The following is a 24,284-nucleotide window of genomic DNA, read 5'->3' as shown; positions in this document are numbered from 1 at the left end:
ACCTGGCCAGGTTGCCCGGGCTGCGCCTGGCGGCGACCTCATGAACGTTTCAATCCCAGGAGTATCCCGTGGCTAGCGTGTGCGACGTCTGTGGCAAGGGACCGGGCTTCGGCCACAACGTGTCCCACTCGCACCGGCGGACCAACCGCCGCTGGAACCCGAACATCCAGTCGGTGCGTACCCCGGCCGGTGGCGGCAACACCAAGAAGTTGAAGGTCTGCACCTCCTGCATCAAGGCGGGCAAGGTCACCCGCGCCTGACGCGGTAGGCCCCAGTTTCACACTCGTCATTGCCGGCGGGCCCTTGTGGTCCGCCGGCTCTGTCGTGTCCGGCGACTCCCCGCCTCCGACGCCCGCCCGCGCATGTGGCGCGCCGGTGCCGGGGGCCGGACGGCCCCCGGCGCGAGGCGGCTCAAGGCGCGCGGGACGGGTCAGGGCACGCGCGAGGCGGGTCAGAGCGTGCGGGCGAAGGAGATGCAGCCCGGGGCGTCGCGGTAGAAGCCGAAGTTCGGGATGCGCTCGTAGCCGGCCGCCGTGTACATGGCGATGGCCTCCGGCTGCTTGTCGCCGCACTCCAGGACGATCCGCTTGCGCCCGTGTTCCCGCGCGGAGCGCTCCACCGCCGCCAGCACCGCCCGGGCCACGCCCCGGCCCCGGGCCGCCGGCGCGGTGTACATCCGCTTCAGCTCGGCGGTGTCGCCCTCGTCACCGTGGCTGCGCCAGCCGCCGCAGCCGACCGGCTCGCCGCCGAGGTGGGCGACGAGGAAGGCGCCGGCGGGCGGCACGAACTCGCCCGGGTCGACCGGGGTCTCGTCGCCGCTGCCGCCGTACCGGGCTCCCAGGTCGGCCAGCGCGGCGCGGATCAGCCCCTGCGCCACCGGCGAGTCGAAGCGCTCGGCCCGAATCTCGATCTCACTCACGGAGTAAAGGGTACGACGCCTGTCGGCCCTTACCGGAAGTGGTCCCAGCCAGCGGGTCCGTCGTACGGCTGCCCGTCGACCGTGACACCCGAGCCCTCCGTCACCCGCCCGATCGGCCGCCAGTCCGCCGGCAGCGCCACCGCCGACGGGAAGGTCGCGGCCAGCGCGTGGTCCTCGCCCCCGGCGAGGAGCCAGGAGTACGGGTCGACGCCGAGTGCCTGGGCGGCGTCGCGCATCTGCCGGGGCACCTCGAAGGCGTCCCGGCGCACGTCCACGGCGACCCCGCTCGCCTTCGCCACGTGCCCGACGTCGGCGAGCAGCCCGTCCGACACATCGATCATGGCGGTGGCGCCGAGCCGGGCGGCGTGCGGCCCCGCCGCGTACGGCACCTCGGGCCGCCGGCAGGCCTCCACCAGCAGCCGGGGCGTACGGAAGCCCCGGGAGAGCACGGTCAGCCCGGCCGCCGCGTACCCGATGCGGCCGGCCAGGGCCAGCACGTCACCGGGCCGCGCGCCGGAGCGCGTCACCGGCGGCCGGCCGCCCAGGTCGCCGAGGGCCGTGACCGCGATGGTCAGCGTCGGGCTGCCCGACATGTCCCCGCCCACCACGCTCGCGCCGACCTTCGCCGCCTCGGCGGCCAGCCCGTCGGCGAGTTCCTCGGCCCACCCGGGATCCAGCTCGGGCGGCATGCAGAGCGCCACCAGCAGCGCGGTCGGCTGCGCCCCCATCGCGGCGATGTCGGCCAGGTTCGCCGCCGCCGCCCGGTGGCCGACGTCACGCGCGCTGGACCAGTCCCGCCGGAAGTGCCGCCCCTCCACCAGCACGTCGGTCGAGGCCGCGACCCGGCCGTCCGGGGCGGCCACCACCGCCGCGTCGTCCCCCGGGCCCAGCAGTACCGTCGATCCGTACGACAACCGGGCGGTCACCCGGTCGATCAGGCCGAACTCGCCGATCCCCGCGACACTCATGCCGCTCCTCCGCCGTGCTGCTCGCTCACCGCTTCTCCTTGACCACCGATAGGGATCAGACCAGGTCCGTAAGGTACTTTCTCCCTTCGGGCCGCTCCAGAGCGGCGACGGACGGAGGTCGAGTCGTGGTACAGGCGTACATCCTCATCCAGACCGAGGTCGGCCGGGCGCGTGACGTGGCCGGTCTCATCTCGGACCTTGCCGGCGTGGTACGCGTCGACGCCGTCACCGGGCCGTACGACGTGGTCGTGCTCACCGAGGCGAACACCGTCGACGAGCTCGGCAAACTCATCGTCAGCAAGGTGCAGATGGTGCCCGGCATCACCCGCACCCTCACGTGTTCGGTGGTGCGCCTGTAAGTGGACAAGATCACTGACTCTCCCGTGACCGATTCCGCCCAGCCGGACGAGGTGGCCCCCGACCGGCCGACCCGCGACCGCACGACGCGCGGCGCGGCGCTGATCGCCACGCTTATCGCGCTGCCGGTCACCGTGCTGGTGGGCGCGTTCGCGTTCGCCCAACTCTCCCCCGACGAGCGGGCCGAGCCGGCCGCCACGCCGAGCGCGACCGCCACGAGCGCCGGACCGCGCTCCACCGCCCCGGTCGAGATGGCCGCGCCGGCGCTGGCCGAACGGCCCGCCACGGTCTGCCGCGCCCTGCTCTCCCAGCTGCCGCCCACGGTCAACGACCTCGCCCAGCGCCCGGTCACGGCCGGCCCGGAGCAGAACGCCGCGTACGGCGACCCGGCGGTCACCGTCGCCTGCGGCGGGGCCAAGCCGGCCGTCGACGACACCGACCACGTCTGGACGGTCAACCGGGTCTGCTGGTACGCCAGCGAGGAACGCGACGCCACCGTGCTCACCACCATGGACCGGGAGACCGCCGTCACGGTCCGCGTGCCGCACTTCTACGGGCAGGGGTTGCAGTGGGTCGCCCCCGTCTCGGACACGATCGTGGCCTCGGTGCCCTCCGTCGCCGACACCCCGAGCGGCTGCCGGACCTGACGCCCGCCCCGTCCCGTCCCGCGTGGACGGGCAACGGTCAGGAAGGGCACCTTCCTGTGCACCAGGCGTCAGGAAGGTGCCCTTCCTCACACCTCAGTGCAGGCCGACGCCGCGGTGCAGGGCGGTGCGGATGAGGCGGTTGACCAGCTTCGGGTACTCCAGCCCGGACGCCGCCCACATGCGCGGGAACATCGAGGTCGGGGTGAAGCCCGGCATGGTGTTGATCTCGTTGAGGTAGACGTCCAGCTCCGGGGTGACGAAGAAGTCGACCCGGGCCAGGCCCGCGCAGTCGAGCGCGGTGAAGGCGCGGGTGGCGTACTCCCGGACCTGGCGGGTCACCCGCTCCGGCAGGCCGGCGGGGATGTCGTACTCGCAGGCGGACTCGGAGTCGATGTACTTCGCCTCGAAGTCGTAGAAGTCGTAGTCCCCGACCACCCGGACCTCGGCCAGCACGGACGCCTCCGGCGCGCCGCCGGCCTCGCCCTCCAGCACGCCGCACTCGATCTCGCGCCCGACGACCGCACCCTCGACGAGCACCTTCGGGTCGATCTGCCGGGCGGTGGCGACCGCCGCGTCGAGGTCGGCCCAGTCGTCGACCTTGCTGATGCCGAACGACGAACCGGCCCGGGAGGGCTTCACGAAGACCGGCAGGCCGAGCCGCTCCTTGTCCGCCTCGCTCAGCGTCATCCCGTTGCGCAGCACCGCGTACGGGCCCACCGGGATGCCCTCGGCGGCGCAGAGCTTCTTGGTGAACTCCTTGTCCATGGCGGCGGCGGAGGCGAAGACGTTCGCCCCGACGTACGGGATGCCGGCCATCTCCAGCATGCCCTGGATGGTGCCGTCCTCGCCGTACGCGCCGTGCAGCACCGGGAAGACCACGTCGACGTCGGCGAGCGCCCGGGGACCCTCGGTCGGGTCGAGCACCATGAGCCCGTTGCCGGTCGGGTCGGCGCGCAGCACGATGTCGGTGCCGGACTCGGCGGTGATCTCCGGCAGCCGGCGCGCGTCGATCGCCAACTGGCCGGGGTCGCCGCTGGTCAGCACCCACTGGCCGGCCCGGGTGATGCCCACCGGCACCACCTCGAACTCGTCCGGGTCGAGGGCGCCGAGGACGCTGCCGGCGCTGACGCAGGAGATGCCGTGCTCCGGGCTGCGGCCGCCGAACACGATCGCCACGCGGGTCCTGCCTGGGGTGGTCACTGCGTCACCTCTTCGTACGCGACTGCTCCGGTCGTGGCGCTCACCCGGTTGACCTTACTGTGCGTGGCGGGCGCCGGATGCCGATACCCGGGGACAGCCGGACCGCCGCAGCAACCGGTCAACAAAGGATATACGTTCCGTAACTGCCCGTACGGGGACGGTGACGGCACGGGGCGCCCACTACGCTGCACGTCCTATGAGCGCTGATCCCCTCATCGAGTCCCTGACGGCGGCCCTGGACGCCCGCCCCGACGACCTGCCGCTGCGCCTGCACCTCGCCGCGCTGCTGCTGGACGCCGGCCGGGCCGGGGAGGCGATCGCGCAGGTCGGGCAGGCCCTCGCCCGGGATCCGGGCAACGGCCAGGCGCAGGCGCTGATGCAGCGGGCGCTGGGCGGCTCCGTACCCCCGCCGCCGACGCCGCCCCCGGCGGACCCGCGACCGCCGGCGCAGCGCCCGGCACCGGCCGGGCCCGGCGGTTCCGCCGCGACCGCCGACCAGGATCCCCTCGCCGCCTACGAGCAGGAACTGGCCGACGTGGTGCCGCCACGGTTCGCCCGCGCCGGCGACGAGCCGGAGCCGGTCACCGGCCACTCCGACCGGGTGTACGACGTGGAGTCCTCCGGCATCCGGCTGGCCGACGTGGGCGGCATGTCGGCGGTCAAGGAGCGGCTGGAGCTGGCCTTCCTCGGCCCGTTGCGCAACCCGGAGCTGCGCAGGATGTACGGCAAGAGCCTCCGCGGCGGCCTGATGCTCTACGGCCCGCCCGGCTGCGGCAAGACGTTCCTGGCCCGGGCGGTCGCCGGGGAGATGGGCGCGAAGTTCATCTCGCTGTCCATCGTGGACGTGCTCGACATGTGGATGGGCAACTCGGAGCGCAACCTGCACGAGCTGTTCCAGGCGGCCCGCCGCAACGCGCCCTGCGTGCTCTTCCTGGACGAGGTCGACGCGCTGGGGCACAAGCGCTCGCAGGTCGGCTCCAGTTCGATGCGGACGCTGGGCAACCAGCTGCTGGCGGAGCTGGACGGGATGGAGGGCAGCAACGAGGGGGTCTTCGTGCTGGCCGCCACCAACACCCCGTGGGACGTCGACCCGGCGCTGCGCCGTCCCGGACGGCTCGACCGGGTGGTGCTGGTGCTGCCGCCGGACGCCGAGGCGCGCCGCGCCATCCTGGAGTACCACCTGCGGGAGCGGCCGATCGCGGGGATCGACCTGCGGAAGATCGTGGCGGCCACCGAGGACTACTCGGGCGCCGACCTGGCCCACCTCTGCGAGACGGCCGCCGAGTTCGCGATGGCCGACTCGGTACGCACCGGCGAGGTGCGGATGATCGAGCACCGGGACCTGGAGCGGGCGGTCAAGGAGGTCCGGCCGTCGACGAAGCCGTGGATGGCCACCGCCCGCAACGTGGCGATGTTCGCCAACGAGGGGGGCGTCTACGACGACCTGGTCGCCTACCTGAAGCGGCGCCGGATGCTGTGACGCCGGACGGCCCGGCGGGGCGCCGGGCCGCGCCTCCCGCCGGGCCGGGCCGCCTGCCGGGCGGCCCTCCCACCCGGCGGGGCCGCCTCCCGCGACCGCACCGTCCTCGGCGGCGTCAGCCGCGCGCGTGCCGCCGGCCGATGGCGATCACCTTGACCCGCTGCCGGCCGGCCCGCACCATGCCCAGCGCCATGAACGCGCCCGCGATCCGGTCCGCCGCCTCGCGGCTGCTCGCCCCGACCACCTGACGGCGGCGCTCGGGGCAGTTGCGTTCGTCGCGTCCGGCGCCCTCGGCCGGCCGCACGTCGGTGAGCACCACCAGGAACCGCGTCATCGGTGCCCGCCGGGGCGGTCGGCGCGGGCCTGTCGGGCAGTACGCACGTCGGGTCCCTTCCGGCTGACGGGCCACGGGGCGTGGCACGCGGCGATCGGGTACGGGGGAGAAACCCGATCGCCGCGCGCCCCTTCCCCTCCGGTCGCTCACCACCGCCGTCGCCACGACAACCGGCAGTGAGGACGCGATGACAGATTGGCATGTCCACAGCCATGAATGCAACTCTCATCGGCGTTCTCTCATCTACACGTTCCCGAGAAGATGTGCGACGATCGATGCATGGCTCCGAAGACCGCCCGTGCCCGGCGACTGGGCATCGCGCTGCGCACCCACCGGGAAGCCGCCGGCCTCACGCTGGAGGCGGCGGCGGACGAGATCAGCAGCACCCGCAGCACCCTGTCCCGCTACGAGAACGCGCAGACGCTGGTCAGCCCCGCCACCGTGCGCGCCCTGCTCACCCTCTACGGGGTCGGTGCCGACGAGGTGGCCGCCGCCGTGCAGCTCGCCAAGGACGCGCGCAAGCCCGGCTGGTGGGTGTCGTACTCACACCTGCTCGACCGGCGCACCATCGACTTCATCGCGCTGGAGGCCGAGGCCACCGGCATCGCCAACTTCGAGCCCTCGGTGGTGCCGGGGCTGTTGCAGACCGCCGACTACGTCCGGGGAGTGATGCGCGGCGGCCCGCACACCCTGCGCGACGACGAGGTGGAGCAGCGGGTCCAGTTCCGGCTCGACCGGCAGCAGCGGCTCATCAGTGACCAGCCGCCGATCCTGGACGCCATCATCGACGAGGGCGCGCTGCTGCGGCCCGTCGGCGACCGGTCGGTGATGGAGTCGCAGCTGCACCACCTGGTCAAGATGGGCGAGCTGCCCAACATCACGGTCCAGGTGATCCCGCTCGCCGCCGGCTACCACCGGGGCACCCGGGGCTCGCTGCACATCCTGGAGTTCGCAGACCCGGAGGACCCGATCATCGCCTCGGTCGAGACGGTGGCCGGGCAGATGGTCCTCGACCGGCCGGGCGACCTGCGTACCTGCACCAAGATCATGGAGCACCTGCGGACCGTCGCGCTCAGCCCGGCGGACAGCCGCGACCAGCTCCTCCAACTCCTGAAGGGACGGTAGGACCATGACACCGACGATCAGCGCGGCGCTGGCCGTGGCGCGGTGGCGCAAGAGCAGCCGCAGCGGCGACGAGGGGGCGTGCGTGGAGATGGCGGTGGTCCCGGGCACGGTCGCCGTCCGCGACTCCAAGGACCCGTCCGGCCCCGCGCTGCTCTTCCCGCCGGCCGCCTGGGCCGCCTTCGTCGGGGCGCCGCCCGGACACTGACCCCTCCCTCCGGGGGCGCCGGCGCGCCCGCTGACCCGTCGCGCCGGCGCCCCGCCGGCGGCGGTCCCACCGATGGGAGCCGGTGGGGCCGTCGCCCGGCGGGGTCGGATCCGACGGGCGACGACCGGCCGCACCGCCTCGCCACCGAAGGCGGCGGAGCGCCCCCTCCCGGCGGGGAGACGGGCGGTCAGCCCGCGACGACCGGGCGGGTCAGCCCGGCGGAGAGGCGTGCGGGTCAGCCCGCGACGACCGGGTGGGGCGCGGGGCCGGCGCGCAGCGCCTCCAGCGCCGCGATGGCCACGCCCCGGGCGCCTGCCATGTCCCGCTCGGGCACCAGGGCGAAGGTGGCCGACGCGGCCTGCTCCTCCCGCAGCACCGTGTGCTCCCGCACCGTCGCGAGGAACCAGTCCCGGAACTCCGGGGCCGCCTCCACCACCCCACCCCCGACGAAGTACGCGTGCGGATCGGTGAAGTTGGCCGCCACGGTGAAGAGTCGCCCCAGCGCCATCGCCTGCTGGGTGAACACCTCCCGGGCCAACGCGTCGCCGCGCTCGCCGTAGCCCCGGACCAGCTTCGCCGCCCGCTCCGGCGGCTCGGCGGCCAGCGGATGGTCCGGAAACCGTCCCAGCCAGTACGGCAGCAGGTTCCGCCCGATGGCGGTCAGCGAGGCGACGCTCTCGGCGTCCCCGGCGAAGCCGCAGGCGCACGTGGGCACCGGCTGGTCCGGCGCGAGCAGCCCGGTCAGCGGAATGTGCACGTGGCCCAGTTCGCCGGCCATCCCGGCCGCCCCGGCGACCACCCGGCCCGCCTCGACCACACCGCCGCCCAGCCCCGTGCCGACGATGGCCGACACCGACGAGCGGCGCATCGCCTCCGCGCCGAAGTGCGCGTGGTGGGCGTAGAGCGCGGCGGCGTTGCCGTCGTTGTGGTAGAGCACCGGCAGGCCGAGCCGCCGTTCCAGGGCCGTCCGCACGTCGTAGCCGCGCCAGGCCGGCTGGGAGAAGTTGGTCGACCCGCGGGAGGAGATCACCCCGGTGGCGCTCGCCGGCCCGGGCGTGTCCAGCCCGACCGCGCGCACCGACGTGCGGGGCACCCCGGTCAGCGCCAGCACCCCGTCGAACGCGCGGGCCAGCGCCTCGATCGCCGCCGCCGGGCCGGCGCGTACCTCGCTCGGGTTCTCCACCAGGCCGTCCACCAGGAACCGGCCGTCCACGGTGAGCACCGTGGCGTTGTTGCTGGTCCCCCCGTTGTCGAGCCCGACGACCACCGGCACGTCCGCACCACCCACGACAACCGCCTTCCGCCGCCACGCCTGCCGTGAGGCTAGTTCCCCTTCCCCGCCCCCGCCAGGCCGCGGCGACGGACGAGGGTCAGCCCGGGCGGCGGGCCGAGACGGCGGTGGCGTCCCGGTCGTCGTCCCGGGTCACCGTGGGGTGCAGGCCCACGGCGGTCAGCGCCGCGCGGAGCGCCTCCACCTGCGCCTCCCCCGTCTCGACCACCAGGTGCCCGCCCGGGGCCAGCCAGCGCGCCGCGCCCTCGGCGACGCGGCGCAGCACCGCCAGGCCGTCCGGCCCGCCGTCGAGGGCCACCGGCGCCTCGTGCAGCCGGGCCTCCGGCGGCATCAGCGCCACCGCCGCCGTCGGCACGTAGGGGGCGTTGGCCAGCACCAGGTCCAGCCGGCCCCGCCAGCGGGCCGGCAGCGGGTCGTACAGGTCGCCCTCGTAGACCGGCACGGCCAGCGGGGCCAGGTTGCGCCGGGCGCAGGCGACGGCGGCGGGGTCCACGTCGGCGGCGGCCAGCCAGCGCGGCGCGAGCCGGCGGGCCAGCGCCACGGTGGTGGCGCCGGAGCCGCAGCACAGGTCCACCACGGCCGCCGCCGGGCCGGTCACCGCGACGGCGACGTCGACCAGCAGGGCGGTACGCGCACGCGGCACGAACACGCCGGGGTCGACGGCGATCCGCTCGCCGCAGAACTCGGCCCAGCCGAGCACGTACTCCAGCGGCAGCCCGGCGACCCGGCGGTCGACCAGGCCGGCCAGCGCCTCGGCCGAGTCGGCGGCGGCGATCAGCAGCTCCGCCTCGTCCTCGGCGTAGACGCAGCCGGCGGCGCGCAGCCGGTGCACGAGGGCGGGCCGGTCGGGGCGGAAGGAGAAGACGGTCACGGGGCGCCTCCGGGCCGGTGTCCGGTGCTCAGCGGCTGGCGTCCAGTGCGGCGGTCACGTCGGCGACCAGGTCGACGGCGTCCTCGACCCCGCAGGAGAGCCGGACGAAGCCGGGCGGAGTGTCGTCGCCCCACTGTGCCCGCCGGTCGGCGGTGGTGTGCAGGCCGCCGAAGGAGGTGGCCGCGGCCACCAGCCGGGCCGCGTCGAGGAACCGCGCCACCCGCCCGGCGTCGCCGAGGTCGAAGCAGAGCACCCCGGGGATCCGTCGCATCTGGACCGACGCCACCGGGTGGGCCGGGTCGCCGGGCAGCCCCGGCCAGCGCAGCCCGGTCACGTCGTCGCGCCCCGCGAGCAGCCCGGCGAGGGCCTGCGCGTTCGCGGTCTGCCGGGCCAGCCGCAGGTCGAGGGTGGCCAGCGACCGGTGCGCGAGCCAGGCGTCGAACGCGCCCGGCACGGCCCCGGTGACGTTCCGCCAGGCGGTGACCGCGTCCCGCAGCTCGGGCGAGCGGGTCGCGACGTAGCCCAGCAGCAGGTCGGAGTGCCCCGTCAGGGCCTTCGTCCCGGAGGCCACCACGACGTCGGCGCCCAGGTCGAGCGGGCGCTGCCCGAGCGGCGTCGCCGTGGTGTTGTCGACCGCCACCAGGGCGCCGGCGGCGTGCGCCCGGGCGGCCAGCGCCGCCACGTCGGCGACGTCCAGGCCCGGGTTGGCCGGGGTCTCCAGCAGCACCAGGCGTACGCCGTCGAAGGCCGGGTGCGGGCCGGCGGTCGGGGCGAGGAGCACCCGTACGCCGATGCCCTCCAGCGTGTCGGCGGCGAAGGCCCGGACGGCGAAGTACCCGTCCGACGGGAGCACCACCGTGTCCCCCGGCCGCAGCAGCGTCAGCAGCAGCCCGGTGATCGCGGCCTGCCCGCTGGCGAAGACCCGGCAGTCGCCCCCCTCCAGCTCCCCGACCGCCGCCTCCAGCAGCCGCCGGGTGGGGTTGTCCGGCCGGCCGTAGCCGTCGGGCGCCGCCGCCGGCCCCGCCCACGGGTCCAGGTGGTACGGCGCGGCGAACACCGGCCCGGGCAGGAACGGCTGGCCGGGAGCCGGCTCGGGCAGGCCGGCGCGGACGCAGCGGGTGCCGTCGTGGTGCTCGGTCACGTCGCTCACTCCGGCTTGGTGGTGCGGCTCATCAGCGCCTCGACGGCGAGCCGGGGGTCCATCCCCTCGTGGCAGACCAGCTCGACCTGCTCGGTGATCGGCATCTCCACCGCGTGCGCCCGGGCCAGGTCGCGCAGGGCCAGCGCGCTCTTGACGCCCTCGGCGGTCTGCCGGGTGGCGACGCGGGCCTCCTCCAGGGTCGCGCCCCGGCCCAGGTGCTCGCCGAAGGTGCGGTTGCGGGCCAGCGGCGACGAGCAGGAGGCGACGAGGTCGCCCATCCCCGCCAGGCCGGCGAAGGTGAGCGGGTCGGCACCCAGGGCCACCCCGAGCCGGGCCGTCTCGGCCAGTCCCCGGGTGACGAGCATGGCCCGGGTGTTGTCGCCGAACCCCATCGCCACGGCGATGCCGTACGCCAGGGCGATCACGTTCTTCACCGCGCCGCCCAGCTCGCAGCCGATCACGTCGTCGTTGGTGTACGGGCGGAAGTAGGGCGTGGTGATGGAGCGCTGCACCTGCGTGGCCCGGTCCTGATCGGTGCAGGCGACCACGGTGGCGGCGGGCTGCTCGGCGGCGATCTCCGGGGCCAGGTTGGGGCCGGAGACCACCACCACCCGGTCCGCCGCCACCCCGGCGGTCTCCACGATCACCTCGCTCATCCGCCTGGTGGTGCCGAGCTCGATGCCCTTCATCAGCGAGACCAGGGTGGCGTCCGGGTGCAGGTGCGCGGTCCACTCGGCCAGGTTGCCGCGCAGCGTCTGCGACGGTACGGCCAGCACCACCTGCTCGGCCCCGGTGATCGCCTCGGCGGCGTCGCCCGTCGCCGTGACCCGCGACGGCAGCAGCACGTCCGGCAGGTACTCCGGGTTGCGCCGCTCGGCCCGGATCGTGTCGGCGACCGCCCGGCGGCGGGCCCAGACGGTGACGTCCCGCCCGGCGTCGGCGAGGATCTTGGCGAACGCGGTGCCCCACGAGCCGGCACCCAGGACCGCGACGTGCCCGCTCACGCCGCCGCCCCCGGCCGCCGATCGACGGCGGGGCGCGCCGTCCGTTCCCACAGTGGTGGCGGGGTGCCGCCCCGGATCTCGGTGAGCATGTCACGAAGGCGCAGCATGATGGTGTCGGTCATCTCCTCGAGGACGGCCTTCGTCGGGGTCGACCCGGCCCACCGGCCCAGGTCGACGGGGGGTCCGGCGACCACGGTCACCGGGATCCGGGGGCGCGGGTCCAGTCGGGACCGGCGCGGGTCGAAGATCCGCTCCGGGCCCCACATGACGAGCGGGACCACCGGCGCCCCGGTGGCGAGCGCGAGGCGGGCGGCGCCGGTCTTGCCCTTCATCGGCCACAGCTCCGGTTCGCGGGTGATGGTGCCCTCCGGGTAGATCACCACCGCGCCGCCCTGGTCGAGCGCGGCGACGAGGTGGTCCAGCGACCGCACCGCGTCCACGGTGTTGCGCTCGACCGGGATCTGCCGGCACCGGTGCAGGATCCAGCCGATCACCGGGACCCGGAACACGCTGGCCTTGCCGAGGAACTGCGGCCAACGGCCGGAGTCGTAGACGAAGTGGGCCGCGACGAGCGGGTCGGCGTGCGAGATGTGGTTCGGCACGATGATCACGCCGCCGTCGCCGCGCAGGTGCTCCATGCCGCGCCAGGTGCGCCGGGTCCAGACGGTCATCACCGGCTTGACCAGCACCACGGCGAACCATTGCCAGAACCCCAGCCTCCGCCGTGTCACCGCGCCTCCTCGTGCCGCCCCGCCCCGCACCGGATCCGCACCCGGTGACGCCCGCAGCGGAAATCATGCCTGCTCGACCCGGGTCCGGCCAGAGAGGGTACCGCCGGACGGCTGGCAGGATGGCGGTGTGAGTCAGCCGAGGTGGACCGTGGTGGTGCCCGTGAAGCGCCTGGCCGCCGCGAAGAGCCGGCTGCGGGGGGCGCTGCCGGCCGTACCGCACGAGGAACTGGCGCTGGCCCTGGCCGCCGACACGGTCGCCGCGGTGCGGGCCTGCCCGGCGGTGGCGGGGGTGCTGGTCGTCACCGACGACGCCCGGGTGGCCGAGGCCGCCCGCCGCGCCGGCGCCCGGGCGCTGCCCGACGCCCCCGGCGCCGGGCTGAACGCCGCCTTCCGGCACGGCGCGTCGGTCGCGGGCGGCGGCTGGGTGGCCGGGCTCACCGCCGACCTGCCCGCGTTGCGCCCGGCCGAGCTGGCGGCGGCGCTGCGGGCGGCCCAGGCCGCGCCCCCGGGCGTACGCGGGTACGTGGCCGACGCCCCCGGCCAGGGCACCGTGCTGCTGGCCGCGCCGCCGGGCGTGGCCATGGATCCCCGCTTCGGGGTCGGCTCGGCCGCCGCGCACGCCGCGAGCGGGGCGCTCACCCTCACCGGGGACTGGCCGAGCCTGCGCCGGGACGTGGACACCGCCGCCGACCTGGCCGCAGCGGCCCGGCTCGGGCTGGGGCCCCGCACGGCCGCGTTGGCCGCCGCCTCCTGCCCGGCCTGAGGGCGTGTAGCGTGCGGGTCATGCAGGGCACGGTGGCCACCTACGACGCGGCGACCCGCAGCGGGACGCTGCTCCTCGACGACGGCACCGAGCTGGCCTTCCCGGCCCGGGCGTTCGACGCCTCCGGACTGCGCCTGCTCCGCCTCGGCCAGCGGTTGCGCGTCGAGACCGACGACACCGGCGCGGTGGTCCGGGTGACATTGCCGACGATGGCCTGAGCGGCTGGTCGAAGTTCATTTTGCGTTAACCGCATCCGGGAGATTATGGGCAGGTGAGCACCCCTCGCAAGCCCCGCGCCAGCCGCCCGTCCACCGACCCGGCCGCCCCCCGCAACGGCACCCGGTCCCGGGGTGCCGACGGCCGCTTCCACGTTGACCCGACCGCCGCGACTCCGGAGGCGACGCCGGCTGCGTCCCCCGGCGAGGCGCCCGCGGCGACCCCCGGCGAGGCGTCCGCCGCGACCCCGGGCGGAGCGTCCGCCGCGACCGGTTCGGCCGACGCCGCCGGTGCCGACGGTGCGGCCGCCTCCGCCGGGCTGGAGGAGGTGCTGGACGCGGCGCCGCCCGTCGAGGCGCCGGCGCCCGACCTCGTCGACGAGCCCCCCGCGGCGCAGCCGCTGCCGGAGGACCGCTTCCTCAACCGGGAACTCTCCTGGCTCGACTTCAACGCCCGGGTGCTGGCGCTCGCCGAGGACCCGCGCACGCCGCTGCTGGAACGGGCCAAGTTCCTGGCCATCTTCGCCAGCAACCTCGACGAGTTCTACATGGTGCGGGTCGCCGGGCTGAAGCGCCGGCTCCAGGCCGGCCTGCCGGTACGCGGCGGGGACCGGATGCCGCTGCGCACCCAGCTGGAGCTGGTCGCCGGGAAGGCCGCGACGCTGGTGGCCCGGCACTCGGCCTGCTTCACCGACGAGGTGCTGCCGAAGCTGGCCGCCGAGGACATCCGGATCCTGCGCTGGGCCGACCTGGACGACCCCGAGCGGGAACGGCTGCGCGCGTACTTCCGGGAGCAGATCTTCCCGGTGCTGACCCCACTGGCGGTGGACCCGGCGCATCCCTTCCCGTACATCTCCGGGCGGTCGCTCAACCTCGCGGTGGCGGTCCGCGACCCGGACGGCGGCTCGGAGTTCTTCGCCCGGGTCAAGGTGCCGAACAACGTGCCCCGCTTCGTCCGGGTGCACCGCGACCTGCCGGGCGTGCGGATGCTGCCGGTGGAGGACCTGATCTCGGTGCACCTGGGGCAGCTCTTCTCCGGCATGCAGGTGGTCGAGTGCCACCTGTTCCGGGTCACCCGCAACGCCGAGGTGGAGGTCGACGAGGACCGCGACGAGGACCTGCTCCAGGCCCTGGAACGGGAACTGGCCCGGCGCCGGTTCGGCCCGCCCGTGCGGCTGGAGGTGGCCGCCTCGGTCTCCGACCACGTGCTGGAGCTGCTCGTCCGCGAGCTGGACATGCACGACCAGGAGGTGCTGCGGGTGCCCGGCCTGCTCGACCTCTCCGCGCTCTGGCAGCTCTACGACGAGGCCGACCGCCCGGACCTGAAGGATCCGCCGTTCGTGCCGGCCACCCACCCGCGCCTCACCGAGGGCGAGGTGCCGCGCAGCGTCTTCGCGACCCTGCGCGACGGCGACATCCTGGTCCACCACCCGTACCACTCGTTCGCCACCAGCGTGCAGCGCTTCATCGAGCAGGCCGCCGCGGACCCGGACGTGCTGGCCATCAAGCAGACCCTCTACCGCACCAGCGGCGACTCCCCGATCGTGGACGCGCTCGTCGACGCGGCGGCCGCCGGCAAGCAGGTGGTGGTGCTGGTCGAGCTGAAGGCGCGCTTCGACGAGGTGGCCAACATCGGCTGGGCGCGCAAGCTGGAGCGCGCCGGCTGCCACGTCGTCTACGGCCTGGTCGGGCTCAAGACGCACTGCAAGACCGCCCTGGTGGTACGCCAGGAGGGCAACCAGATCCGCCGCTACTGCCACATCGGCACCGGCAACTACCACCCGAAGACCGCCCGGCTCTACGAGGACTTCGGCATGCTCACCGCCGACCCGGAGATCGGGGCCGACCTGACCGACCTGTTCAACGTCCTCACCGGCTACAGCCGGCAGACCGCGTACCGCCGGCTGCTGGTGGCGCCGCAGGGCATCCGCAGCGGCCTCATCGAACGCATCGAGCGGGAGATCGCGCACGTCCGGCTGGGCATGCCCGGCCTCGTGCAGATCAAGGTGAACTCGCTTGTCGACGAGAAGATCACGGACGCGCTCTACCGGGCCTCCCGGGCGGGGGTCCACGTGGACCTGGTGATCAGGGGCATGTGCACGCTGCGCCCGGGGGTGCCCGGCCTGTCGGAGAACATCCGGGTCCGCTCGATCCTGGGCCGGTTCCTGGAGCACTCCCGGATCTTCCGGTTCGGCAACGACGGCGACGCCGAGTTCTGGATGGGCTCGGCCGACCTGATGCACCGCAACCTGGACCGCCGGGTCGAGGCGCTGGTGCGGGTGAGCGACCCCGTCGCCCGGGCCGAGCTGGACCACGTGCTGACCGCCGCGATGAGCCCCGACGTGGACGCGTTCGAGCTGGCGGCGGACGGCACCTGGAGCCGGCGTACCGGCACGGCCGATGAACCGCGGGTCCACCTCCAGGAGTTGCTGCTGCGTCGCGTCGGTGGCACGGCGGGCTGACCGGTACCCGCATAGGCTGACCTGATGCTGGATGAGCGGGATGCGGCCGGCCCCGGCCGGGGCCGGCCGCCCGGGTTCCCCGACGCCGCGCCCCCGATCCGGGCGGCGGGTGGTGTCGTGTGGCGCCCCGCCGACGACCCCGGGCCGGTCGGGGGGCCGGCCGCCGGGAGCACGGGCGCCGCCCCGCACGCCGGGGTGCTGGTCTGCCTCGTGCACCGGCCCCGCTACGGCGACTGGTCGCTGCCCAAGGGCAAGCTGGAGCCGGGCGAGCATCCGCTGCGCGCCGCCGTGCGGGAGGTCGCCGAGGAGACCGACGTCCGGGCGGTGCCGCAGGTGCGGCTGCCCACCGTGCGCTACCGCAGCGAGGGCCGTCCGAAGGTGGTCGACTACTGGTCGATGCGGACGGTGGCCGCCGGCGGCTTCCAGCCGGGCACCGAGGTCGACGACGTGCGCTGGCTCGGCGTGGACGAGGCGGTCCGGCTGGTCAGCTACCCGCACGACGCCGAGGTGCTGGCCGCGTTCGCGGCCCTGCCGACGGTCACCGGGACGGTGGCGCTGGTCCGGCACGCCCACGCCGGCAAGCGGGCCACCTGGTCGGGCCCGGACACCGGCCGGCCGCTCGACGCCCGGGGCTGGGCGCAGGCCCATGCGCTCGCCCCGCTGGTGGCGCTGCTCCGCCCGGTACGCCTGCTGTCGGCCTCGGCCCGCCGCTGCGTACAGACCCTCGACCCGGCGGCGGCGCTGCTCGACCTGCCGATCGAGATCGACGGCGACCTGGACGAGCCGCGGCCGGGCCAGCAGCCCGACGAGTGCGCGCTGGCCGCCGCCGCCCGCCTGACCGCGCTGGCGGCCACCGGCGAGCCGGTGGGGGTGTGCAGCCAGGGCAAGGTGATTCCGGGCGCCCTGGCCCGGCTCAGCGGGCGGCCGGGCGACTTCACCACCCCGAAGGGCGGCGGCTGGCTGCTCGCCTTCGCCAGCGACCGCCTGCTCGCCGTCGACCGCCTCTGACCGCGCGCCCACACCGGCCGGCCGGTCCCGACCGGCCCCCGTGGGACGGCGGGTCAGGGCCGGCCCGCCGGACAGCGGGTCAGAGCGGCCCGTCGGACAGCGGGTCAGGCCGGCGGGTCAGGCCGGCGGGTCAGGCCGGTGGCAGGGTCAGCGTCACCGCGACCGGCAGGTGGTCGCTGGCCGTCCCGGGCGGGGCCGCCGCGTCGCCGGCGGCCAGGCCGGGCGTGACGAAGACGTGGTCGATCTGCTGGCGCGGGGCGTCCGCGGGGCTGGTCGGCAGGGGGCGGGCGGCGGCGAGCGCGTCGACCAGACCGGCCCGGGTGAACTCGGCGAACGCCGGGTCGCCCGGCTCAGTGTTCAGGTCGCCGGCGACCACCAGGGGCCGGCCGGCCGCGTACCGCACGGCGAAGTCGGCGACCGCGCGGGCCTGGACCACCGGGTCCTCGCCGGGCGGCGGTTGCAGGTGGGTGGCGACGACCGCCAGGCGGACGCCCCCGCTGAAGTTCACGGTGACGCCGAGGGCCTGCGCCCCGGTGGGCGCGCCGACCGCCGGCAGCGGCCGGGTCCGCGCCGCGTCCAGCGGCCACCGGCTCAGCACGGCGTCGCCCCAGAGCGGATCGGCGGCCGGCGCGAAGACGTACGGCATGTCCAGCCGCTCCGCCAGCAGGTCGAGCGTGTCGTGGCCGCCGTTGAGCAGCCAGCCCCGGTCCACCTCGCTGAGTGCCACGACGTCGGCCCCGGCGACGGCCCGCGCCAGCGCGTCCGGGTCGAAGCGGCCGTGGATCCCGAACCCCATCCGCACGTTGTACGCCGCCACCCGCACCGTCCCCGGCGGCCCGTCCCGGTTGGTGGCGGAGAGCAGCTCGTCGCTGGCGACCGCGGCCAGCAGCGTCACCACGGCGGCGGTGGCGGCCGTCCACACCGGCGGCAGCGGCGGCCGGGCCGGCCCCGGGGTGGGACGCCCCGCCAGCGCGACGGCGGCGACCAGCACCGCCACCGCCACCGGCACCCCGGCGTTGGGGTGGCCGAGGTCGTAGGCGGAGTAGTAGGCCACCGCCGCGACGGCGAAGACGAGCATCCCGGCGACGGCCGCGTACCCGCGCCGCCCGGCCGCCCGCGCCGGGTCCTGCCCGTCACCGGCCGCCCGCGCCGGGGCTGACGCGCTGCCCGCCGGGTCCTGCCCAGCGCCGTCGGGGACCGGGGTGCGGGCTTCGTCCGCGCCGTCGTCGCCCCGCCCGTCCGCCGCGCCGGCCGACGCCAGGCACGCGCCGAGACCGACGGCGGTGAGCAGGACGGCCGGCAGCAGCAACTCCCCGCGTCCGAGGGCGACGAGGACGGCCCCGCCGACCAGGGCCACCGGCCCGAGCCACCGCCAGGCGCCCCGGCGGGGCGGGGCCAGCGCGGCGAGCAGGAACCCGCCGACCGCCACGGCGAGCGGGGCGGGGCCGAACAGCGGCACGGTGGCCACCCCCACCTCGTCGGCGGGATCCGACCGCAGCAGACCGAACTGGTACGACATCGCCGTCCGGGCGACCGCCGGGGAGAGCGCCACCATGCCGGCGAGCAGCAGCGCCGGCCCGGCCAGCAGCCAGCTCCGTACGCCGCCCGCCCCGGCCGGCGGCACGGGCCGCGCCTGCCCCGCCAGGAAGAGCCCCGCGACCCCGACGGCCACCAACCACGCCGGCCAGTCCCCGAAGAACGCCGAGCGGTACGTGTCCAGCACCGTGTGCAGGACGGCCCCGACCGCCAGCCCGAGCGCCAACCCGGGCACGGGGCGGTCGGTGCCGGCGGCGACACCGGCGAGCCAGACCAGCCCGGCGAGCAGCCCGGCCGTGGCGAGCCAGAGCTGGAGCCGCCCGCCCGGCTGACCGTTGACGGCGAGCCGCGCCACGACCAGCAGCACCGCGGCGACGAGCGTCACGGGGCGGGCGCCGACGCGACGGATCAGCGCGGGCGCGGCCAGGGCGAGCAGGAACCAGCCGAACGCGAACGCCCCCAGCAGTTCGGCGGGGGTCGAGGCGGCCTGCCCGAAGATGGTGATGACCGCCGGCAGGAAGACGCGCAGCACGTCGACGAGGAGCACGACGCCCAGGGCGAGGGTGACGGTGGTGAGGTGGCGGTAGCGCACCGGGCTGCCTTTCGCCGACCGGAAGGGGTGCGGCGATTCTGCGGGCGGGGCGCGGTCGGGGTCAACGGGTGGGGGTGGACACGGCGAAGGGCGCCCACCGTCGGTGGACGCCCTTGCCGTACCGCCAGGTTCAGCGCTTGGTGGCGGCCTTCTTCGCCGCCGCCTTCTTTGCCGGCGCCTTCTTCGCCGCCGCGCTCTTGCTCGCCGTCGCGGCGGTCTTCTTCGCCGCCGTGGCCTTGGTCGCCGCAGTGGTCTTCTTCGCCGGGGCGGCCTTGGTGGTCGCGGTCTTCTTCGCCGCGGTGGTCTTGGTCGCCTTCGCCGCGGGGGCCTTCTTGGCCGCCGCGGTCGCCTTGGTCCCGGTCGCCTTGGTCCCGGTCGCCTTCGCGCCCGCGGCCTTGGCTCCGGTGGCCTTGGCACCCGTGGCCTTGGCACCCGTGGCCTTCGCCCCGGTGGCCTTGGCACCCGTCGTCTTGGCCGCCGCGGTGGTCTTGGCGGCGGACGTGGTCTTGGCGGCGGCAGCCGTGGTCTTCTTCGCCGCCGCCGTGGCCTTCGGCACCTTGCCGCTGGCCACCATCTCCTTGAAGCCGGCGCCGGGCCGGAAGGTCGGGACGGATGTCTTCTTGACCTTCACCGCCTCGCCGGTCCGTGGGTTGCGCGCTGTTCGGGCGCCCCGGACGCGCTTTTCGAACGCTCCGAATCCGGTGATCGCCACCTTCTCGCCCTTGGTGACCGCCGCCTGGACCTCAGCGAGGACCGCGTCGAGCGCGGCCGTCGCCGTCTTCCGGTCCCCCAGGCGAACGGCGAGCGCCTCGATGAGCTCGGCCTTGTTCACGACTTCCTCCCGATTGTGCAACTGACTCGACGCGAGCCATTCTGCGCGCACGGTATGCCCTGTGCTGCCGGGACACAAACATTCGGTCGAAAAAAGCCCTTGTGTCGTAACGGATTCGCCCCCACCGGTGAGACCGGCGGGGGCGGAAACCGCTGTGGGATCGGGCGTACGGCTATGCGACCGAGGGCAGGAACGGCGGCCGGGCGGCCTCGAAGGCGCTGATCTCCGCCTCGTGGCGGAGGGTGAGTCCAATGTCGTCCAAGCCCTCCAGCAGCCGCCAACGGCTGAAGTCGTCCATCGGGAACGACCAGGTGGCCTCGCCGACACGCACCTCGCGAGCGGTCAGGTCCACGGTGACGGCGGTGGTCGGGTCGGCCTCCACCAGGTCCCAGATCTCCTCGACCGCCTTCAATTCCAGCTCGACCGGGAGCAGCCCCTCCTTGAGGGCGTTGCCCCGGAAGATGTCGCCGAAGCGGGGCGCGATCACGGCGCGGAACCCCCAGTCGCGCAGCGCCCAGACGGCGTGCTCCCGGGAGGAGCCGGTGCCGAACTCCGGACCGGCCACAAGAATCGAGGCACCCGAATAGGCTTCATCGTTGAGCACGAATTCCGGGTCCTCCCGCCAGGCGCTGAACAACCCGTCCGCGAAACCGGTCCGGGTCACCCGCTTGAGGTACACGGCGGGGATGATCTGATCGGTGTCCACGTTGGATCGCCGCAGCGGCACGGCGGTGCCCGTGTGGGTGGTGAACCTCTCCATCTGGGTGCCCTTCTACAGGTCGGCGGGAGCGGCCAGCCGGCCGGCCACGGCGGTGGCGGCGGCGACCGGCGGGGAGACCAGGTGGGTGCGTCCGCCCCGGCCCTGGCGGCCCTCGAAGTTGCGGTTGGAGGTGGAGGCGGAGCGCTGGCCCGGCGAGAGCGTGTCCGGGTTCATCCCCAGGCACATGGAGCAGCCGGCGAAGCGCCACTCGGCGCCGGCGTCGGTGAAGACCTTGTCCAGCCCCTCCGACTCGGCCGCCTCGCGCACGGCGGCGGAACCGGGCACCACCAGCATCCGTACCCCGTCGGCGACCCGCTGTCCGCGCAGCACGTCGGCGGCGGCCCGGAGGTCCTCCAGCCGGCCGTTGGTGCAGGACCCGACGAAGACCACGTCGACCGCGAGGTCGCGCAGCGGGGTGCCGGGGCGCAGGTCCATGTACTCCAGCGCGCGCCGGGCGGCGGTCCGCTCGGCCTCGGTGACGAACTCCTCGGGCGTGGGCACCACGGCGCCCAGCGGCGCGCCCTGGCCCGGGTTGGTGCCCCAGGTCACGAACGGGGTGACCGCGCCGGCGTCCAGGGTCACCTCGGCGTCGAAGGTGGCGCCCTCGTCCGTGGGCAGGGTCCGCCACCAGGCCAGCGCCGCGTCCCAGTCGGCGCCCTTCGGGGCGTTCGGCCGCCCCTTCAGGTACGCGAAGGTGGTCTCGTCCGGCGCGATCATGCCGGCCTTGGCGCCCCACTCGATGGACATGTTGGCGATGGTCATCCGCCCCTCCATGGACAGCGACCGGATCGCCTCGCCGCGGTACTCGACGATGTGCCCGCGGCCGCCGCCCGTACCCACCTGGGCGATCAGCGCGAGCACCAGGTCCTTGGCGGTGACCCCGGGGGCGAGCCGCCCGGTCACGTTCACCGCCATCGTCTTCGGCCGGCTCTGCGGCAGCGTCTGGGTGGCCAGCACGTGTTCGACCTCACTCGTGCCGATGCCGAACGCGAGCGCGCCGAACGCGCCGTGGGTGGCGGTGTGCGAGTCCCCGCAGACGATGGTCATGCCGGGCTGGGTGACGCCGAGCTGCGGGCCGATGACGTGCACGATGCCCTGGTTCTCGTCGCCCAGCGGGTGCAGCCGCACCCCGAACTCGGCGCAGTTGCGGCGCAGCGTCTCGATCTGCGTACGCGAGGTGGGGTCGGCGATGGTGAGCAGATCGCCGCGCCGCAGGCGGAACGACGGGTCGGCGTACCCCGTCGGGGTGTTGTGGTCCTCCGTCGCGAGCGTGAGGTCGGTGCGGCGCACCCGGCGCCCGGCGAGGCGCAGCCCGTCGAAGGCCTGCGGGCTCGTCACCTCGTGCAGCAGGTGCAGGTCGATGAAGAGCAGATCGGGCTCGCCCTCGGCGGACCGTACGACGTGCGCGTCCCAGACCTTCTCGGCCAGGGTCCTCGGCTCGGTAGTAGTGACTCCCACCATCTGGACATCCTAAATTCTGGGAGGTAAGTTTCGGCTTGTGGGACACAGTATGAGCGGTGTCGGCGTTCTCGACAAGGCGGTGGTCATCCTGGCCGCCTGCGTCGACGGCGCCAGCCTGGCCGAACTCGTTGAACGCACCAAGCTGCCCCGGGCCACCGCGCACCGGCTGGCGCAGGCGCTGGAGATCCACCGGATGCTCGTCCGGGACACCCAGGGTCGCTGGCGTCCCGGCCCGCGCCTGGGTGAGCTCGCCAATGCCGCCCCGGACGTGCTCCTGACGGCGGCGGAGCCGCTGCTGGCGGCGCTGCGGGACGCGACGGGCGAAAGCGCCCAGCTCTACCTGCGCCGCGCCGACGAGCGCATCTGCGTGGCCGCCGCCGAGCGGGCCAGCGGCCTGCGGGACACCGTGCCGGTCGGCTCGGTGCTGCCGATGACGGCGGGCTCCGCGGCGCAGATCCTGCTCGCCTGGGAGCCGCCCGAGGCCGTGATGCCGCTGCTGCCCCGGTCGAAGTTCACCGGCCGCACCCTGGCCGAGGTACGCCGCCGGGGCTGGGCGCAGAGCGTGGCCGAACGCGAGGCCGGTGTGGCGAGCGTCTCGGCGCCGATCCGCGACCGCACCGGTCGGGTCATCGCCGCGATCAGCATCTCCGGGCCCATCGAGCGCCTGGGACGCCGCCCCGGCGAACGCCACGCGATGGCCGTGGTCCGGGCCGGCCAACGCCTCTCCGGCCTCTGACCCCACCACCCACCGCCCGGGGCACGGGCCGGGCGGGGTGGAATGCCGAACGGCCCGTTCCACCGGAGTGGAACGGGCCGTTCTGAGATGTAGCCCCGACCGGATTCGAACCGGCGCTACCGCCTTGAGAGGGCGGCGTCCTGGGCCGCTAGACGACGGGGCCAAGACTTCACTGCTTCCACCGCCCTTGCGAGCGGTGCCGCTGTAGTCTAGCGGCGGCCCCACCGGGACGGAAATCGGGGCGACCGGACGGTCGTTTCGGCACGCCACCACCCGGACGACATCGCAGCCGGCCGGCGTCGGGCCACCCGTGCCGACGGCGGCAGGCAACCCGCGGGGCCCACGGGGCGACGAACAGCGTCGGCGCGGGACATGCGAAACGGCCCGCCCCACCGGAGTGGAACGGGCCGTTCTGAGATGTAGCCCCGACCGGATTCGAACCGGCGCTACCGCCTTGAGAGGGCGGCGTCCTGGGCCGCTAGACGACGGGGCCAGAACCTGACTTGCGGCACCGCCCTGCCGAGCGGTGCCGCTGGACTCTATCAGAGAGAACCCCGATCCCCTGAACGGGAACCGGAGTCGTCTCCTACGAGATCCAGCGCTCGAAGCTCTTGCGAACCTCGGCTGCGCTGGGGTACCAGGACTCGAACCTAGACTAACTGAACCAGAATCAGTCGGGCTGCCAATTACCCCATACCCCATTGGCCCCTTGCGGTGCCGGGATCAAACTTTACCCTCCCGGTGCCAGCAGGCCAAATCGAGTCCCCCAAACCGCCCCTGAACTGCGGAAACGGGGCCTCGACGCGGATCAGGCGACGGGCACCACCGGGTTGGTGAGGTCTCCGATCCCCTCGATCCGCACGGTGACCGTATCCCCGTCCAGCAGCGGGCTAACCCCCGCCGGTGTGCCCGTGAGCACCACGTCGCCGGGGAGCAGCGTCATCACGTGCGAGACGTACGACACCAGGGCCGGCACATCGAAGACCATGTCGCGGGTCCGGCCGAGCTGGCGGACCTCCATCTCCTCCGGATTGCGACCCACCTCACAGCGGATCTCCAGGTCGCGGACGTCGAGCCCGGTGGTGATCCACGGCCCGATCGGGCAGAACGAGTCGAAGCCCTTGGCGCGGGTCCACTGCCCGTCGGAGCGCTGGAGGTCCCGGGCGGTGACGTCGTTGGCGCAGGTGTAGCCGAAGATGGCCCGCTCCGCGGCGGCCCGGTCGGCCCGGCGGGCGCCCGGCGCGCCGATCACCACGGCCAGTTCGGCCTCGTGCTCGACCTTCTTCGAGAAGATCGGCAACCGGATCGCGTCGCGGGGCCCGATCACGGAGGTGGACGGTTTGAGGAAGAGCAGCGGCTCCTTCGGCACCTCGCTGCCGTGCTCGGCGGCGTGCTCGGCGTAGTTGCGGCCGACGCAGACGACCTTGCTGGGCAGGATCGGCGAGAGCAGGCGGACGTCCGACAGCGCCCAGCGGGCACCGCTGAAGGTGATCTGGCCGAACGGGTGGCCCTCGATCTCGGCGATGGTCAGGCCCTGCGGGCCCGCCTCCGCTTCGCCCTCGACGACCCCGAACGACATTCCCTTGGCATGAGCAAAACGAGCGATACGCACCAGGCCAATCTAGCCCCGGCGACCCGCGACCCGG

25 protein-coding genes and 3 tRNA genes are annotated in these 24,284 nt (G+C 74.7%); 11 read left to right on the top strand and 17 right to left on the bottom strand.

Annotated elements, in window-relative coordinates:
- The first annotated feature begins 68 nt into the window (after positions 1-68).
- On the top strand, positions 69-260 hold the full coding sequence (gene rpmB, locus ACN27A_RS29075; protein WP_011905179.1) for a 50S ribosomal protein L28: 192 nt from the start codon (positions 69-71) through the stop codon (positions 258-260).
- A 191-nt stretch (positions 261-451) separates the two neighbouring features.
- Here rpmB and ACN27A_RS29070 read toward each other — a convergent pair whose 3' ends face one another.
- Both ACN27A_RS29070 and ACN27A_RS29065 read right to left on the bottom strand, forming a co-directional pair.
- Complete coding sequence (locus ACN27A_RS29070; protein WP_357579398.1) at positions 452-919, bottom strand: GNAT family N-acetyltransferase; 468 nt, start codon at positions 917-919, stop codon at positions 452-454.
- 29 nt (positions 920-948) lie between these two features.
- The gene (locus tag ACN27A_RS29065) at positions 949-1,887 is read right to left on the bottom strand and encodes a thiamine-phosphate kinase (protein ID WP_357579399.1); all 939 of its coding nucleotides are present in this window, start codon (positions 1,885-1,887) and stop codon (positions 949-951) included.
- Positions 1,888-2,012: 125 nt separating this feature from the next.
- Here ACN27A_RS29065 and ACN27A_RS29060 point away from each other — a divergent pair, with 125 nt between their 5' ends.
- Both ACN27A_RS29060 and ACN27A_RS29055 read left to right on the top strand, forming a co-directional pair.
- The gene (locus ACN27A_RS29060) at positions 2,013-2,246 is read left to right on the top strand and encodes an Lrp/AsnC ligand binding domain-containing protein (protein WP_089001579.1); all 234 of its coding nucleotides are present in this window, start codon (positions 2,013-2,015) and stop codon (positions 2,244-2,246) included.
- Positions 2,247-2,891: a DUF3515 family protein gene (locus ACN27A_RS29055; protein ID WP_421457740.1), complete on the top strand. Its 645-nt coding sequence runs from the start codon at positions 2,247-2,249 to the stop codon at positions 2,889-2,891. It begins immediately after the preceding gene.
- A gap of 93 nt (positions 2,892-2,984) precedes the next feature.
- Here ACN27A_RS29055 and ACN27A_RS29050 read toward each other — a convergent pair whose 3' ends face one another.
- A complete protein-coding gene (locus ACN27A_RS29050; protein ID WP_421457739.1) occupies positions 2,985-4,091 on the bottom strand; it encodes a D-alanine--D-alanine ligase family protein in 1,107 nt (368 codons plus the stop codon).
- Positions 4,092-4,287: 196 nt separating this feature from the next.
- Here ACN27A_RS29050 and ACN27A_RS29045 point away from each other — a divergent pair, with 196 nt between their 5' ends.
- Entirely contained in the window at positions 4,288-5,571 is a 1,284-nt protein-coding gene (locus ACN27A_RS29045) for an ATP-binding protein (RefSeq protein WP_421457738.1), read from the top strand.
- Positions 5,572-5,686: 115 nt separating this feature from the next.
- Here ACN27A_RS29045 and ACN27A_RS29040 read toward each other — a convergent pair whose 3' ends face one another.
- Positions 5,687-5,905 (bottom strand): hypothetical protein, encoded by a 219-nt coding sequence (locus ACN27A_RS29040; RefSeq protein ID WP_121396133.1) that lies wholly within the window; start codon positions 5,903-5,905, stop codon positions 5,687-5,689.
- 279 nt (positions 5,906-6,184) lie between these two features.
- On the opposite strand from ACN27A_RS29040, the gene ACN27A_RS29035 reads away from it, so the two are divergent.
- Together ACN27A_RS29035 and ACN27A_RS29030 are read left to right on the top strand one after the other, a co-directional pair.
- Positions 6,185-7,030, top strand: coding sequence for a helix-turn-helix domain-containing protein (locus ACN27A_RS29035; RefSeq protein WP_121396134.1), 846 nt, complete (start codon positions 6,185-6,187; stop codon positions 7,028-7,030).
- 4 nt (positions 7,031-7,034) lie between these two features.
- The gene (locus ACN27A_RS29030) at positions 7,035-7,235 is read left to right on the top strand and encodes a DUF397 domain-containing protein (RefSeq protein ID WP_121396135.1); all 201 of its coding nucleotides are present in this window, start codon (positions 7,035-7,037) and stop codon (positions 7,233-7,235) included.
- Positions 7,236-7,470: 235 nt separating this feature from the next.
- Here the strand turns inward: ACN27A_RS29030 and ACN27A_RS29025 are convergent, their stop codons facing one another.
- The 5 genes from ACN27A_RS29025 to ACN27A_RS29005 form a co-directional block, all read right to left on the bottom strand.
- On the bottom strand, positions 7,471-8,523 hold the full coding sequence (locus tag ACN27A_RS29025) for an ROK family protein (RefSeq protein WP_421457737.1): 1,053 nt from the start codon (positions 8,521-8,523) through the stop codon (positions 7,471-7,473).
- Positions 8,524-8,605: 82 nt separating this feature from the next.
- A complete protein-coding gene (locus tag ACN27A_RS29020) occupies positions 8,606-9,397 on the bottom strand; it encodes a putative protein N(5)-glutamine methyltransferase (RefSeq protein ID WP_421457736.1) in 792 nt (263 codons plus the stop codon).
- A gap of 28 nt (positions 9,398-9,425) precedes the next feature.
- The gene (locus ACN27A_RS29015; RefSeq protein WP_358117262.1) at positions 9,426-10,547 is read right to left on the bottom strand and encodes a cystathionine gamma-lyase; all 1,122 of its coding nucleotides are present in this window, start codon (positions 10,545-10,547) and stop codon (positions 9,426-9,428) included.
- Entirely contained in the window at positions 10,544-11,542 is a 999-nt protein-coding gene (locus ACN27A_RS29010) for an NAD(P)H-dependent glycerol-3-phosphate dehydrogenase (protein ID WP_421457735.1), read from the bottom strand. Before ACN27A_RS29010 ends, ACN27A_RS29015 begins: the two co-directional genes overlap by 4 nt.
- Complete coding sequence (locus ACN27A_RS29005) at positions 11,539-12,273, bottom strand: lysophospholipid acyltransferase family protein (RefSeq protein ID WP_421457734.1); 735 nt, start codon at positions 12,271-12,273, stop codon at positions 11,539-11,541. Before ACN27A_RS29005 ends, ACN27A_RS29010 begins: the two co-directional genes overlap by 4 nt.
- 127 nt (positions 12,274-12,400) lie before the next feature.
- Here ACN27A_RS29005 and cofC point away from each other — a divergent pair, with 127 nt between their 5' ends.
- From cofC to ACN27A_RS28985, 4 genes are all read left to right on the top strand, one after another.
- On the top strand, positions 12,401-13,036 hold the full coding sequence (cofC, locus tag ACN27A_RS29000; RefSeq protein WP_421457733.1) for a 2-phospho-L-lactate guanylyltransferase: 636 nt from the start codon (positions 12,401-12,403) through the stop codon (positions 13,034-13,036).
- A gap of 20 nt (positions 13,037-13,056) precedes the next feature.
- The gene (locus tag ACN27A_RS28995) at positions 13,057-13,254 is read left to right on the top strand and encodes a cold-shock protein (RefSeq protein ID WP_192581542.1); all 198 of its coding nucleotides are present in this window, start codon (positions 13,057-13,059) and stop codon (positions 13,252-13,254) included.
- A 317-nt stretch (positions 13,255-13,571) separates the two neighbouring features.
- Positions 13,572-15,713, top strand: coding sequence for an RNA degradosome polyphosphate kinase (locus ACN27A_RS28990; RefSeq protein ID WP_421458647.1), 2,142 nt, complete (start codon positions 13,572-13,574; stop codon positions 15,711-15,713).
- Between the two features lie 24 nt (positions 15,714-15,737).
- Complete coding sequence (locus ACN27A_RS28985; protein WP_421457732.1) at positions 15,738-16,721, top strand: NUDIX hydrolase; 984 nt, start codon at positions 15,738-15,740, stop codon at positions 16,719-16,721.
- 130 nt (positions 16,722-16,851) lie between these two features.
- Here the strand turns inward: ACN27A_RS28985 and ACN27A_RS28980 are convergent, their stop codons facing one another.
- The 4 genes from ACN27A_RS28980 to leuC form a co-directional block, all read right to left on the bottom strand.
- On the bottom strand, positions 16,852-18,849 hold the full coding sequence (locus ACN27A_RS28980) for an endonuclease/exonuclease/phosphatase family protein (protein ID WP_421457731.1): 1,998 nt from the start codon (positions 18,847-18,849) through the stop codon (positions 16,852-16,854).
- Between the two features lie 130 nt (positions 18,850-18,979).
- Entirely contained in the window at positions 18,980-19,681 is a 702-nt protein-coding gene (locus tag ACN27A_RS28975) for an HU family DNA-binding protein (protein WP_311410983.1), read from the bottom strand.
- Positions 19,682-19,853: 172 nt separating this feature from the next.
- Positions 19,854-20,441 (bottom strand): 3-isopropylmalate dehydratase small subunit, encoded by a 588-nt coding sequence (gene leuD, locus ACN27A_RS28970; protein ID WP_421457730.1) that lies wholly within the window; start codon positions 20,439-20,441, stop codon positions 19,854-19,856.
- Positions 20,442-20,453: 12 nt separating this feature from the next.
- Entirely contained in the window at positions 20,454-21,902 is a 1,449-nt protein-coding gene (gene leuC / locus ACN27A_RS28965) for a 3-isopropylmalate dehydratase large subunit (protein ID WP_132232594.1), read from the bottom strand.
- Positions 21,903-21,951: 49 nt separating this feature from the next.
- Between leuC and ACN27A_RS28960 the strand changes: the two genes are divergently transcribed.
- Entirely contained in the window at positions 21,952-22,638 is a 687-nt protein-coding gene (locus ACN27A_RS28960; protein ID WP_013284529.1) for an IclR family transcriptional regulator, read from the top strand.
- A 90-nt stretch (positions 22,639-22,728) separates the two neighbouring features.
- On the opposite strand, the gene ACN27A_RS28955 is transcribed toward ACN27A_RS28960, so the two are convergent.
- The 4 genes from ACN27A_RS28955 to ACN27A_RS28940 form a co-directional block, all read right to left on the bottom strand.
- A tRNA-Glu gene (locus tag ACN27A_RS28955) sits at positions 22,729-22,801 on the bottom strand.
- 257 nt (positions 22,802-23,058) lie between these two features.
- Positions 23,059-23,131, bottom strand: a tRNA-Glu gene (locus ACN27A_RS28950).
- A 136-nt stretch (positions 23,132-23,267) separates the two neighbouring features.
- Positions 23,268-23,339: transfer RNA gene (locus ACN27A_RS28945), tRNA-Gln, on the bottom strand.
- Between the two features lie 107 nt (positions 23,340-23,446).
- Positions 23,447-24,250 carry a fumarylacetoacetate hydrolase family protein gene (locus ACN27A_RS28940; protein WP_421457729.1) on the bottom strand — a complete coding sequence of 268 codons (804 nt, stop codon included), beginning with the start codon at positions 24,248-24,250 and terminating at the stop codon, positions 23,447-23,449.
- Positions 24,251-24,284 lie beyond the last annotated feature (34 nt).

This window comes from Micromonospora sp. WMMD737, assembly GCF_049179055.1.
GTDB classification, from domain to species: Bacteria; Actinomycetota; Actinomycetes; order Mycobacteriales; family Micromonosporaceae; genus Micromonospora; species Micromonospora reichwaldensis.
The sequence above is the reverse complement of the archived record's forward strand: the minus strand, read 5'-3'. Positions and strand labels throughout refer to the sequence as shown.